A 12,941-nucleotide genomic window follows, 5' to 3' on the forward strand; every position below is an offset into this window, starting at 1 on the left:
CCGCACGCTAGCGCATGGGCAGACCGGCCACGCGCTGCGCCCGCCCGGCGCCGAACACCAGCCAGCTGGCGGCGGCAAACAGGCAGGCGGCCACGCCGCCGTACAGCATCACGGCGCCGAAACCCTGCGTCAGCGCCAGCCGCACGGCGCCAGCCGACAGCGTCAAGCCCAGTTCGCCAGCGCCCTTGCCTGCCGACAAGCCTTCCGCCACGGCCCGCAACGCGGCGGCGTCCAGGCCGGCAGGCAACTGCGCGCGCACGGCGGACTGGATGGCTGCGACGAGGATAAAGCCCATCAGCGCGATATTGATGGACAGGCTGACCATGCGCGCGCTGATGTCGATGCCCGAGGCCATGCCCGCGCGTTCGTTCGGCACGGCGCCCGTCGTCGTGTTGGTGACGGGCGTATTCGTCAAGCCCAGTCCCGTGCCGGCCAGCAGGCAGCCGGGCAAGATCGTCAGCCAGCTGGCGGCGTCCGCGCGGCTGCCCCACTGCATCAGCAGGAAACCCGCGCCGATGGCCAGCAAGCCGGCGGGGATCACCGCATCGGCCCGGTAGCGCAGGGCCAGCCGCTCGGCCAGCGGCGGCACGAGCAAGGTGGGCAAGGTGTAGGCCAGCAAGGTCAGGCCCGTGCCCACGCTGCTGTAGCCGAGGCAATTTTGCACGTACAGGGGCAAATACATCATGAAAGGCCAGAAACTGAAATTCATGCCTGCCGAACCGAGCAAGGCGCCCGAAAACCGGCGCAGGCGAAACACGGCAAAATCGACCATCGGTTCCGCCCGGCGCCGCTCGATGACGGCAAACAGCATCAGGCTGAACAGCGCCACGGCCAGGCTGGCCACGCTGCGCGGATCCGTGAGACCCAGCGCCGGCCCCTGCGTGATGCACCACGCCAGGCTGAACACGCCCAGCGACAAGCTGGCGATGCCAGCCACGTCGAGCTTGCGCCGCTGCGGGTCGCGCGATTCGCTCACGCCCAGCCACACCAGCAGCAGCGTCACAATCGCCAGCGGCCCGTGCACGAGGAACACCCATTGCCAGTTTGATAGTGCGACGATGGCCGCGCCGATGAGGGGACCAAAGCCCAGGCCGATGCCAAAGACGATGCCCCAGGCACCAAACGCCCGGCCCCGCGCGGCGCCCGCCTGGAATTGCTGCGACAGCACGGCCACCTGGCAGATCAGCATGGCGCCCCCGGCCATGCCTTGCAGGAAGCGCGCGGCGATCAGCACGCCGGTGCTGCCGGCCCAGCCGCACACGAGCGAACTGAGGCCGAACAGGGCCAGGCTGGCGAGAAACAGGCGTTTGCGGCCATAGCGGTCGGCCAGGGTGCCGGTGGCCATCAACACCGTGGTGCAGGCGATCGTGTAGGCGTTCATGATCCATTGCAACTGCTTGAAGTCGCCATGCAGCACGGTTTCCAGCGTCGGCAGGATCACGGGCACGCTGGAAATTTCCAGCCCAAACATGAGCGAGGCCAGGCACACGGCGGCCAGTGTCATGCGATTTTGTTGCGTAGAAGAAAGTAGCATCGGAGCCCAGTCAAAGTCAGTGGTTAAGGCACCCGGCAAGAGATGCCTGTGCCGCGCCATTCTAGGCAGCCCCAATTCATGAGGGAAATGATAAAATTTTGTACAATTCATTCATTTTCATCATGAATCACCAGGATCACAGGCCATGGACTTCGATACCGCATTGCTGCGCGCCTTTGTCGCCGTACAGGAAACGGGCGGTTTCACGCGCGCGGCCGAACGGCTGCACCTGAGCCAGTCCGCCATCAGCCACCAGATCCGCCGCCTGGAGGAACAGGCCGGCACCGCGCTGCTCGTGCGCACGACGCGCCGCCTGCGCCTGACCGAGGATGGCGAGGATTTCCTGCGCCACGCGCGGCAGGTCCTGGCGGCCCACGATGCGCTGTCGCGGCGTTTCCAGCGCTCCTCGATTGCCGGCGCCGTGCGCTTTGGCGTGCCGGAAAATTTCATGGGCACCCGCCTGCCTGCCCTGCTGGCGCAATTCGCGCGCCTGTTTCCCGCCGTGCGCATGGATGTCACGGTGGGCACCTATCTTGACCTACAGAAACTGGTGGCGGCCGATGCGCTGGACCTGGCCGTCGTCATGGCCCTGGCCGGCAGCCAGGAGGACGCGGCCGTGCTGCGCCGCACGCGCTTCGTCTGGGCGGCGGCGCAGGATTTCAGCCATGACGGCGCACTGCCGCTGCCGCTGGCGTTTTCGCCGGCGCCCTGCATGCACCGGCAAGTGGGCGTCGAGGCCCTCGAAGGCGCCGGGCTCGACTGGCGCGTGGCGTTTACCTCGCCCAGCCAGCAGGGCTTGCGCGCCGCCGTGCTGGCCGGACTGGCCATCACGGCCCTGCCGCAAGGCGACCTGGAAGCGGGCATGGTGGTCATCGATGGCCAGCATGGCTTGCCCGCCCTGCCCGCCGCCCAGTTCCAGCTGCTCTGGCGCGGCACCAGCAAGACGGCGGCGGCCGAGGCGTTCGGCCAATTGCTGCGCGAGTGGTCCGCGGCCAGCCACGCTGCCTGAGCTCAAGCCGTCCGCTGTCCCGCCTCGCCGGCGCCCTTGTCGACCGTATCCGAACCGCCCAGGTCCCCCCGCCGCCGGCCGCTGTGTCGTTCCGGTCCGGCGCCTGGCGCGCGGCGCGCACACGGTTTCCCGGCCATCACCGGCGCCACCATCCCGCGGTTTGAGCCAGCGCAATCCTTTACTGGGCGTGAACAAAGAATTGAACGAACACGCATTTACCGTGCGGCAGCGCAGGACTATAGTGGCATCTTTCCCACCTGTTCAAGGATCGCCATGAAACTCTTTTATTCTCCGGGCGCCTGCTCGCTGGCTCCCCACATTATCCTGCGCGAAACGGGCACGCCGTTCACCCTGGTGAAAGTCGACCTGGGCCAGCACCGCACGCAGGAAGGCGGCAATTACTACGAACTCAGCCCGAAAGGCCAGGTGCCGCTGCTGGCGCTCGACGATGGGACTACCTTGAGCGAAGGTCCCGTCATCGCCCAGTACATCGCCGAACAGGCCGGCAAGCAGGAGCTGTTGCCGCCCGTGGGCAACTTTGCCCGCTACAGGGTGCTGGAATGGCAGAACTACATCACCTCCGAGCTGCACAAATCGTTCAGCCCCTTGTTCGATCCCCGCCTCGACGCGGCCGCCAAGGCCTTGTTCACCCAGCAACTGAGCAAGAAATATGCATGGGTCAATAGCCGCCTGGAAGGCCAGTCCTACCTGACGGGCGACGCCTTCACGGTGGCCGACGCCTACCTGTTCGTCATCACGGGCTGGGCGCCGCACCTGGGCGTGGATTTGTCCGCACTGGCCAATGTGCAAGCCTTCCTGGCGCGCGTGGGGCAGCGCGACAGCGTCAAGGCGGCGTTGGCGGCCGAGAAAACGGCGGCCTGACGCCGTCTTGCTGGCCGGGACTCAGGTTCTTTCCGCCTTGCCGTGCATCACCATGATGGTTTGCTGCATCAGCGCGCACAAGGTTTCCCGGCCCTCCTTGACGGCGAACACTTCAGCCTGCGTGACGATCAGGGTGCGGCCCGGCCGCACCACCTTGCCGCGCGCGATCAGCTTTTCGCCATCGGCGGGCGCCAGCAAATTCATCTTGTATTCCACCGTCAGCACGGACGCGCCGTCCGGCACCAGCGTCATGGCCGCATAGCCGGCGGCCGAATCGGCGATCATGCCCACCACGCCGCCATGCACGAAGCCATGCTGCTGCTCGATGCCGCTCCAGTGCGGCACGTGGATTTCCGTGCTGCCATGCGCCACCACGGGCAGGCTGGCCTGGATCAAGGTCATGGCATTTTGCAAGTCAAAACTGGCGCGCACGCGCTCGGCGAAGTGCGGATCGGGAAGATGGGCCATGGTTGTATGCTTTCAGGATAGGCGCTGCGTGGCAAGAGATCATGCGACTGTACCTGCTTATGCCCGGCCGCGGCAATGCTCACCGGTGGCGGCGCACCAGCGGCGAACCACCCCGAACCACCCCGTATACGCCGCACTATGCGAAAATGCCCGCCTTTGCCATTGCCGGACCTTGCCCATGCCGCACGCTGCCATAGCCCCCCTTTCCGAGCGCGACGCGCGACGCATCGCGCGCCATGCGCCAGCGGCCGACGCCGCCCGCTTCCTGCACCCTGCCCAGCAGGCGCTGCTGCACCGGCGCGGCTGGCTGAGCATGCTGGCGCCGCGCAGCGCCGGCGGCGCCGAGCTGCCCCTGCCGCAAGTGGTGCGGCTGGAAGAAGCCGTCGCCGCCGTCGACGGCAGCATGGGCTGGGTGCTGACCCTGTGCGCGGGCGCCGGCTGGTTCGCCGGTTTCCTCGCCCCCGGGATGGCGCGCAGCATCATCGGCACGCCGCGCGTGTGCCTGGGCGGCAGCGGCGCGGCCACGGGCCACGCGGACGAGGAAGGCGACGGCTACCGCATCACGGGCAGCTGGGACTACGCCAGCGGCGCGCCCATGGCGACCCACTTCACCCTGAACGCCCAGCTGCGCGCCAACGGCGTCCCCCTGCTCGATGGCGCAGGAAAACCGCGCATCCGCGCCTTCCTCGTGCCGGCCGCGCAGGTGCAGCCGGTGCCCTCGTGGAACAGCCTCGGCATGCGCGCCAGCGCCTCGCACAGTTACCGCATCGACGGCCAGTGGCTCGGCAAGGAGCATGGTTTTACGATCAGTCCCGACACCGCGACGGCCGATGGCCCCCTCTACCGCTACCCGTTCTATTCGCTCGCTTACGTGACCCTGGCGGCGAACGTGGCCGGCATGGCCAGCCATTTCATGAAATTGGCCGAAGAGTGCATGCGCCACCGCCGCCACGCGCGCGCAGGCTTGCCACTGCTGCAGGTGCCGGCAGTGGCGGACTTACTACAAAGCAAGCAGGATGCGTTTGCGGCCGCCCGCGCGCGCTTTTACGCTGAACTCGACGGCAGCTGGGCCACGGTTGCCGCCGGCTCCTCGCTGGAGGCGGACGCCATGCAGGCCGTGCAGGCCAGCTCGCTGGCCCTGGTGGCCGCCGCGCGCGCGGCCGTCGACGATCTGTATCCGTACTGCGGCCTGTACGCGGCCCGCGAAGACAGCACCATCAACCGCGTCTGGCGCGATTTCCACACGGCCAGCCAGCATGCGCTGCTGCTGCCGTAGCTTTCAGCCGTCAACGCAAACAGCCCGGCCGCCATGCTTGACATTCATCATGGCCCGTTCGGCAGCGAAACGCGTGCCGGCGCGCATAGCCTGATAATATTCAGCATTGCTATTTCGCGGCCCCTATCCATGCACGTCAACACCCTCAGCAGCCTGGCGCAACTCCTGGCCAGTGCCGAAACGGAATCCCTGGCCTTTCCCACCAGCGTCAATACGGCCTTGCTCCTGCAAAAGGAACTGGCCAATCCCGATTGCCATTCGGCCGAGATCAGCCGTTTGCTGCTGTGCGAACCGACCTTGTCGGCACGCGCCGTGGCCCTGGCCAACTCGGCCCTGTTCGCGCCCGGCATGGCGCCCGCCATCACCAGCGTGCGCGCGGCCGTGGAACGGCTGGGCCACCGCAACCTGTATTCGCTGGCGACGGCGGCCGTCATCCGCCAGCTGAACGCGGGCATCAAGGACCCCGAGCTGCGCGGCCGGGCCACCCAGCTGTGGGCGCACACCGTGCACGTGGCCGCGCTGTCCCATGAAATTGCCAGCATCGTCACGGACACGGATGCCGATACGGCCCTGTTTGCCGGCATCGTGCATGAGGTAGCCGGCTTTTATTTGCTGGCGCAAGCCGACAAGACGCCGGGCCTGTACGCGCAGCTGGAAACGCAGATGGCGCCCGCGCTGGAAGTCATCGGCCGCGGCCTGATGGGCCAGCTGGGCGTGCCGCCGTCCGTGGCCGACGCGATCGTCGCCTTGCCCGGCTCGACCATCATGCTGCCGCCGGAAGGCTTGCGCGACACCCTGCTGCTGGCCAAGGCGCTGGCGCCCGTGCCCTCGCCCCTGCCGCAGGCGTCCGTCACCGTCAGCGCGCCGCTGCAAGCTTACCTCGACAGCGACCCCGTGCTGCAGACGCTGCGCGAGCAGCCTTCGGCCGAGGCCAGGGGCCTGATCGCGGTACTGCTCAGCTGATGGCCGATCTGCTATGATGCGCAGGCCGGGACGACCCCGGCTTGCCCCTTATTTGCAATTACTAATGCGTCATCCGCTCACTGGAAAACTGCCTTGACTACCTCCTTACGCATGCTCGGCCTGGCCGCAGCACTGACCATGGCGTGCAACGCCAACGCCGACAGCTTCGTTTCCTCGGCCTCCAGCGCCGGTTCCCAGTCGAGCGGCAGCATTTCCGATTCGCTCAATGGCTCGAGCAACAGCTCGTCGCGCGACAACAAGGTGGCCAATGGCCCTTACCGCATCATCGACGTGGCCGCCATGCCGGGCCGCGACGGCATGACGCGCCTCACCCTGCGGGCCGACGCCACGCAAGCGCCGCTGGTGCTGGACTTGCCGCAAGCGGCCCTCGACAAGCAGCAGCTGGCGCAGGGCGACATGGTGTATGCGCAAAACCGCGCCTACGGCATCGAGTTCTCGCGCAACGACACGCGGGCCGCCTTCTTCCTGGTGCTGGCCGACGACTGGTACGGCGAACTGGCCACGCGTCCCGTCAGCCTTTGATTCGGCGTTTGAGGTCAAGCGTGCCCCCGCGCCGCCTGGCGCTGCTGCTGGCCGGCTGCGCCGCATTCAGCGGTGCCGGCGCGGCGCATGCAGGCACGTCGCCCGCTTCCGCGCGCTTCTGCGACCGCGCGCAGGAACTCACGGCCGCAGAACAGGACCGCCTGCTGCGCTTTGCCGCCGTCGTGCGCGAGGAGCTGTCCGCCACCGAAGGCAGCGTGGCGCTGATCAGCCGCTCGGGCCTGGACCTGGCGCGCTTCGGCATCCGCTATTCGCACGCGGCGCTGGCCTGGCGCCATGACGATGACGGCGGCTGGTCCGCGCGCCAGCTGTACTACGCCTGCGACGAAGGCCGTCCGCGCATCTTCGATCAGGGCACGGCCGGTTTCGCCATGGGCACGGACAATCCCTCGCTCGGCTACATCGCGCTGGTAAAACTGCCGGCGGAGACGGTGGCCCCCCTGCGCCGCGCCCTGCTCGACCCCGTGCGCGTGCAGCAACTGCTGGCGGGACGCTACAGCGCCAACGCCTATGCCTATGATTTGAAATACCAGAATTGCAACCAGTGGGTGGTGGAATTGCTGGCCTCCGCCTGGGGCGAGCTGGCCGCAGGCAGCGACTTGCGCGCCCGCGCCCAGGACTGGCTGCGCGCCGCGCCGTATGCGCCCGCGCCCGTCGACGTGGGATCGCGCTGGCTGATGCTCGGTTCCGTCTTCGTACCGCTCGTGCACATGGACGACCACCCGCGCGAAGCCATCGGCACGATGCGGCTGCAAGTGAGCCTGCCGGCCAGCCTGGAAGCGTTCGCGCGCCAGCGCCTGCCCGCCAGCGAACGCGTGGAAATCTGCCACGACGGCAAGCAGGTGGTGGTGCACCGGGGCTGGGAAGCCATCGCCGACGGCTGCGTGCCGGGCGCGAACGACCGCGTCATCGCCCTCGATTGATTACACAGCCGCGTCGAGCGCCTCGCCGATCGCATAGAAGCGCCCGCCCGCGATGTAATGCAGGCTGCGCCACTCCGGACCGGCATCCTCGAAATGCCAGTGGCCGTCGCGGAACACGCGCGTATCGGCCCAGGCGCCCACCACTTCGCCGATGAACAGGTCGTACGCTCCCTGGTTATGCGGCTCGGGGATCAGGCGGCAGGCCAGCCACGCCGAGCATCCGGCCACGAATGGCATATCGAACCCCTCGCGTTGAAACAGCTGCACGCCGGCGCGCGCCAGCTTGTCCGGCTGCGCGTCGAGGCTGTGCGTGCCGACGGCATGCGTGAGCTGCAGCTGCGCCGCCGTCGGCACCTGGATCACGAAAGTGCCGCTGCCTTCGACCAGCGCGCGCGTGCGCGTGGCCTTGTCCAGCACCACGGTCAGCTTCGGCGGCGCGAAGTCGAGCGCGCAGGCCCAGGCCGCCGCCATCACGTTGTCCACGCCGCCATGGCGGGCCGAGACGAGGATGGAGGGGCCATGGTTGAGCAATCGATACGCCTTTTCCAGCGGCACCGCAGCGACATGGCTGTCGGCGGCGGCCATCTACGCCCGCTCCGCGGGCAATTGCAAGACCATGTCCCACTGGTCGAGGCCGGGCCCGATGCCATCCGGCGTCACCTTCACGGGCACGAAGCCGAAGCGCGCATAAAACTGCTGCGTGTGCTGGCTGGTATTCATGTTCACGCTGCTCACCTGCGGCATGGCGCCGATGGCATCGAGGCGCGCCTGCGTCAGCGCGTGGCCCAGCCCCTGGCCGTGCAAGTGCTGCGCCACCATGCCCCAGGACAGGCTGGCCACGCTGCCGTCCGCCTCGAGCGCATGGCCGCCGCAGGCGACGATGCGCGCCTCACCGTCGATGACGCGCTCGATGACAAAATAGGGGTGCGTCGATGCATCGAGCCAGGCGGCAAAGCGGACGCGCTCCGAGGGGTCGAAAAAACGCGGCGTGTTGCCGTCGAAGAGGGCCAGGCAGGCGTCGCGGTCGCTGGCCAGGTAAGGACGTACTGTCTGCATAGTCTGTACTCGCAAGTCAAGGAACGGGAATTATACGGCGCGCGTTCACAGCAATCTGTCCGAGGCCACCACGTGCACGCCCGGCGCGGCGGCGATGGCCGCTTCCAGCAAGGCGCTGGCGATGCGCGGCGCCGGATTGATGCGCCAGCGCGGCGGCAGCATGGGGCCCAGCACGCGCAGGATGCGCAAGGCGGCGCCCTCGCCCGCGCGCGCCACCTCGCGCTCGCCGCCGATCAGGCCGGGACGCACGTGCGTGAGCGAGGCAAAGCCCAGCTGCTCGAGGTCGCGTTCCAGCTCGCCCTTGACGCGGTTATAAAAGATGCGCGAAGACGCGTTGGCGCCGGCCGCCGAATTCAAGACATACGCGCGCGTGCCGGCCGCCAGCGCCAGGCGCGCCGCGGCCAGCGGATAGTCATGGTCGACGCGCCTGAACACCTGCCGCGTGCCGGCCGCCTTCATGGTCGTGCCCAGAGTGCAGATGACGGCGTGCGCCTGCCACCACGGCGCGTCGGCCGGCAAGCGGTCGAAGTCGACGACGGGCGCCTGCAGTTTCGGCTGCGCCGGCAAGGCCCGCCGCGACGGCGCCACGACGCCCGTCACGCGCGCATCGGCCAGCGCCAGGCGCAGCACTGCGCGTCCCACCAGGCCCGTGGCCCCTATCAGTATCAATTGCATGCTTTCCTCGTTGTGGCGGCTTCTCAAGCGCCACCATACACGGAACTCAGCCCAGGCGCAGCGCCAGCGCCGCCAAGGTCACGAGCAGCACGGGCACGGTGAGCACGATGCCGACGCGGAAATAATAGCCCCAGGAGATGTGGATATTCTTGCTGTCGAGTACATGCAGCCACAGCAAGGTGGCCAGGCTGCCGATGGGCGTGATCTTCGGCCCCAGGTCGCTGCCGATGACGTTTGCATAGATCATCGCTTCGCGCACGGTGCCCTGCGCCGTCGCCGGGTCGATGGCCAGCGCCCCCACCAGCACCGTCGGCAGGTTGTTCATCACGGACGACAGCAATGCCGTCAGCACGCCCGTGCCCATGGCCGCGCCCCACACGCCCCAGGCGGCAAAGTGGTTCAGCATGGCCGTCACATAGCCGGTCAAGCCCGCATTGCGCAAGCCGTAGACGACCAGGTACATGCCCAGCGAAAAGACGACGATGTGCCACGGCGCATGGCGCAGCACGTAGCGCGTGGAAATCACGTGGCCCTTGCCCGCCACGCCCAGCAGCAGCGCGGCGCCCACGGCGGCGATCAGGCTGATGGGCACGCCCAGGGCTTCCTGCGAGAAGAAGCCCACCAGCAGCAGCGCCAGCACCAGCCAGCCGGCGCGGAAGGTGGCCAGGTCGCGGATGGCGGCGCCGGGAAGCTTGAGCTGCGTGGCGTCGTAGTCGCGCGGGATATCCTGGCGGAAAAAGAGCAGCAAGGCCGCCAGGGTGGCCAGCACGGCCACCACGTTGACGGGCACCATCACGGACGCGTATTCGGCAAAGCCGATCTTGAAATAGTCGGCCGAGACGATATTCACGAGGTTCGACACCACCAGCGGCAGGCTGGCCGTGTCGGCGATGAAGCCGGCCGCCATGACGTAGGCCAGCGTGGCTTTCGCGGAAAATTTCAGGGCGCGCAGCATGGCGATGACGATGGGCGTCAGGATCAGCGCGGCACCGTCGTTGGCGAACACGGCGGACACCAGGGCGCCCAGCAGGACCAGCAGCACGAACAGTTTTCTGCCGCTGCCGCCGCCCCAGCGCGCCACGTGCAGCGCAGACCACTCGAAGAAGCCGGCCGCGTCCAGCAGCAGGCTGATGATGATGACGGCAACGAAGGTGCCAGTGGCGTTCCACACGATATGCCAGACGACGGGAATATCGGCCCAGTGGATGACGCCGGCCAGCAAGGCCACGCCGGCGCCGATGACGGCGCTCCAGCCGATGCCCAGGCCGCGCGGCTGCCAGATGACGAGGGTCAGGGTGGCGAGGAAGATCAGGAAGGCGGTGAGCATGCGATAAAGGTCCCGTACGATGCGGCGTCGCGGGCACCATGCGCCGCAGCCTGTGAATGTCAACAATACTTCCATGATACTGGAATTATTGAATCAAAGCAAAGCTGCGGCGGATTGACGTCACTTGAGGGCGATGGCGAGATCGGCCAGCCCCACCGCCCCGTTGCCGATGGCGGACAGGGCCGGCGTGGCCGCGCCGCCGCTCGGCACCGCGGCGCCCGTCGCCAGGTCGATGCGGTACAGCGAGCTGGGGCCCGTGGCCGACGTGCGCAGGGCCGCCAGCGCCAGGCCGTTGGCGCCGCCCGCGATATCGAAGCCGGCGTCGCCCATCACGGCCACGCCGAGCGGCCCCACGTTCGCCAGGGCGCCGTCGTTGGGCGGATTCTGCAGGGCCAGGGCAGCGCTGGCCGTGTCGATATCGAACAGCATGGTCGCCGTCGTGCCCGCATAGCTGTTGGTGTAGGCGGCGGCCGTGACGACGGGCGCCGCGCCCGCGCGGTTGATGGCGCCATCGGTGGTAGTGGCGCCCGTGTCGGCATTGATGCGCAGGCTTTGCCCCGTGTTGCTGATCACGCGCAGGCGGTCGGCGACGGGGTTGAAATCGACGCCGAAGGCCGTGCCGGCAAGGCCCGTGTAGGGCGCCGTCACGTCGGCCGCATCGGCCGCCAGGGTTGCCTTGACGGTGGCCATGCCCGTGGCAGGGTCGATGGTGACGAGGCGCGCGGCCGAGGAAATACCGTACAGCACGCCATCCTTGGGCCGGATGTCAAAACCCAGCAGGCGTTCGCCCGTTGCCAGGCCCGTCACGGCCACGTTGGCGTCGAGGGTGTTCGGCGTGGCCGTCTTGAAGGTAACGATGCGGCCGTCGTCCGTCAAGCCGTAGGCGATGGGCGCCGCCTGGGCCTTCAAGGCGATGCCGCGCAGCTCTTCGCTCGCGCCGATGGCCGCCACCAGGGTCGCCGGCGCGGCGGTCGCCGCCAGGTTCAGGGTGTACAGGTTGCGCGCGCCGGCCACCGTCATGACGGCGTAGCCCGTGTTGCTGCGCGCGTCGATGTCGAAGCCCGCCACGCTGGTGGCCGCCACGCCCAGCGGCACGGCGCCGGCCAGGGTGCCGTTGTTGGGCGGATTCTGCGTGTACAGCGTGGCGTTGGCCGCGTCGATGACAAATAAGGTCGTGCTGGCCGTGCCGGCGAAGCTGTTGGTGTAGGCGGCGGCCGTGATGGCCGTATTCGCGGCGCCGCCATTGATATTGCCGTCCGTGGTGGTGGCGCCCGTGTCGGCATTGATGCGCAGGCTCTGTCCCGTGTCGCTGACGATGCGCAGGCGGTCGGCGAGCGGGTTGAAATCGACGCCGAACTGCGTGCCGGCCAGCGCCGTGAATGGCGCCGTGGCGTCGGCCGCGTCGGCCGCCAGCGTCGCTTTCAGCGTGGCGACGCCGGTCGCGCCGTTCAGGGTGTACAGGCGCCCCGTGCTGCCGAGGCCATACAGCTGGCCGTCGGCGGGCCGGAAGTCGATGCCCAGCAGGTTTTCGCCCGCCTGCAAGCCCGTGACGGTGGCCGTGGTGCGGATGGTGGCGGGCGTGGCGCGGTCGAACGACAGCAGCTTGTTGCTGGCGGTCAACACGAAGACGTCGCCGGCGACCACCGCGGGCGGCGGTGGTGTGACGGAATCATCGTGGCTGCTCCCGCCGCCGCAGGCGGACAAGCTCATGGCGACGGCGGAAACAAGCAGCAGCTTGGCAAATGGCAAGGTTGGCAAATGTGGCATGGTCGTGGCCCCTGTAAGAGTGAATGGACGTGCCGCCATGCCGCATTCGCGGCGAGCGCACCCCTGTACTACGCGCCATGCCCGCATTTGGATGCAGCGGTGCAAAAAAAGTTTTCCCTCGCCCCTATTGTGATTGTCTTTAGGCAACTAAACCGGTGTATAGTGCCAGGGCGCCCGACACGCGCATCGACCCACTCACGACAGGAGAAGCAGGTGGCCCGTATCTACCATACCAGCAACATGGGCGAAGCCACGGTACGGGTGGCCCTGGTGGCGCGCGACAACGCCGAGCTGCTCGTGCACCGCCCGGCCAGCTTGGGCATGGCGCACGGCGACGCCATGTGGTTCTTCATCGACGACCGGAAAAGTGCCTCGGCATGCGTGTACTTTTGTTCGCCAGGCATGGCGCACCTGAGCATCTGCTTTGTCGACCGCGCCGCTGACGCCGGCTGGCAAGTGGCGCGCCCGAAACATATCCACCTGTAAGCGCACACCGCCCC

At 67.9% G+C, this 12,941-nt stretch carries 14 protein-coding genes; 7 read left to right on the forward strand and 7 right to left on the reverse strand.

Annotated features, from left to right (window positions below; all coding sequences use genetic code 11):
• Positions 1-7: 7 nt before the first annotated feature.
• A complete protein-coding gene (locus YQ44_RS13830; protein WP_442905924.1) occupies positions 8-1,504 on the reverse strand; it encodes an MFS transporter in 1,497 nt (498 codons plus the stop codon).
• 175 nt (positions 1,505-1,679) lie between these two features.
• Here YQ44_RS13830 and YQ44_RS13835 point away from each other — a divergent pair, with 175 nt between their 5' ends.
• A complete protein-coding gene (locus YQ44_RS13835) occupies positions 1,680-2,543 on the forward strand; it encodes a LysR family transcriptional regulator (protein ID WP_071323875.1) in 864 nt (287 codons plus the stop codon).
• Positions 2,544-2,816: 273 nt separating this feature from the next.
• Entirely contained in the window at positions 2,817-3,425 is a 609-nt protein-coding gene (gene gstA / locus YQ44_RS13840; protein ID WP_071323876.1) for a glutathione transferase GstA, read from the forward strand.
• 21 nt (positions 3,426-3,446) lie between these two features.
• Here the strand turns inward: gstA and YQ44_RS13845 are convergent, their stop codons facing one another.
• Positions 3,447-3,893, reverse strand: coding sequence for a PaaI family thioesterase (locus YQ44_RS13845; RefSeq protein WP_071323877.1), 447 nt, complete (start codon positions 3,891-3,893; stop codon positions 3,447-3,449).
• A 178-nt stretch (positions 3,894-4,071) separates the two neighbouring features.
• Here YQ44_RS13845 and YQ44_RS13850 point away from each other — a divergent pair, with 178 nt between their 5' ends.
• From YQ44_RS13850 to YQ44_RS13865, 4 genes are all read left to right on the forward strand, one after another.
• Entirely contained in the window at positions 4,072-5,169 is a 1,098-nt protein-coding gene (locus YQ44_RS13850; protein ID WP_071323878.1) for an acyl-CoA dehydrogenase, read from the forward strand.
• A 129-nt stretch (positions 5,170-5,298) separates the two neighbouring features.
• A complete protein-coding gene (locus YQ44_RS13855; RefSeq protein ID WP_071323879.1) occupies positions 5,299-6,132 on the forward strand; it encodes an HDOD domain-containing protein in 834 nt (277 codons plus the stop codon).
• A 111-nt stretch (positions 6,133-6,243) separates the two neighbouring features.
• Positions 6,244-6,675 carry a hypothetical protein gene (locus YQ44_RS13860; protein ID WP_071323880.1) on the forward strand — a complete coding sequence of 144 codons (432 nt, stop codon included), beginning with the start codon at positions 6,244-6,246 and terminating at the stop codon, positions 6,673-6,675.
• Between the two features lie 20 nt (positions 6,676-6,695).
• The gene (locus YQ44_RS13865; protein WP_071323881.1) at positions 6,696-7,616 is read left to right on the forward strand and encodes a DUF2145 domain-containing protein; all 921 of its coding nucleotides are present in this window, start codon (positions 6,696-6,698) and stop codon (positions 7,614-7,616) included.
• On the opposite strand, the gene YQ44_RS13870 is transcribed toward YQ44_RS13865, so the two are convergent.
• The 5 genes from YQ44_RS13870 to YQ44_RS13890 form a co-directional block, all read right to left on the reverse strand.
• Positions 7,617-8,201, reverse strand: coding sequence for a flavin reductase family protein (locus YQ44_RS13870; protein ID WP_071323882.1), 585 nt, complete (start codon positions 8,199-8,201; stop codon positions 7,617-7,619).
• A complete protein-coding gene (locus YQ44_RS13875) occupies positions 8,202-8,672 on the reverse strand; it encodes a GNAT family N-acetyltransferase (RefSeq protein WP_071323883.1) in 471 nt (156 codons plus the stop codon).
• Positions 8,673-8,717: 45 nt separating this feature from the next.
• Positions 8,718-9,347 (reverse strand): NAD-dependent dehydratase, encoded by a 630-nt coding sequence (locus YQ44_RS13880; RefSeq protein ID WP_071323884.1) that lies wholly within the window; start codon positions 9,345-9,347, stop codon positions 8,718-8,720.
• Positions 9,348-9,393: 46 nt separating this feature from the next.
• The gene (locus tag YQ44_RS13885; protein WP_071323885.1) at positions 9,394-10,674 is read right to left on the reverse strand and encodes an arsenic transporter; all 1,281 of its coding nucleotides are present in this window, start codon (positions 10,672-10,674) and stop codon (positions 9,394-9,396) included.
• Positions 10,675-10,794: 120 nt separating this feature from the next.
• The gene (locus YQ44_RS13890; protein ID WP_071323886.1) at positions 10,795-12,441 is read right to left on the reverse strand and encodes a DUF4394 domain-containing protein; all 1,647 of its coding nucleotides are present in this window, start codon (positions 12,439-12,441) and stop codon (positions 10,795-10,797) included.
• Between the two features lie 213 nt (positions 12,442-12,654).
• Between YQ44_RS13890 and YQ44_RS13895 the strand changes: the two genes are divergently transcribed.
• Positions 12,655-12,927 (forward strand): DUF6150 family protein, encoded by a 273-nt coding sequence (locus tag YQ44_RS13895; protein ID WP_071323887.1) that lies wholly within the window; start codon positions 12,655-12,657, stop codon positions 12,925-12,927.
• Positions 12,928-12,941 lie beyond the last annotated feature (14 nt).

This window comes from Janthinobacterium sp. 1_2014MBL_MicDiv (genome assembly GCF_001865675.1).
GTDB lineage: Bacteria > Pseudomonadota > Gammaproteobacteria > Burkholderiales > Burkholderiaceae_D > Janthinobacterium.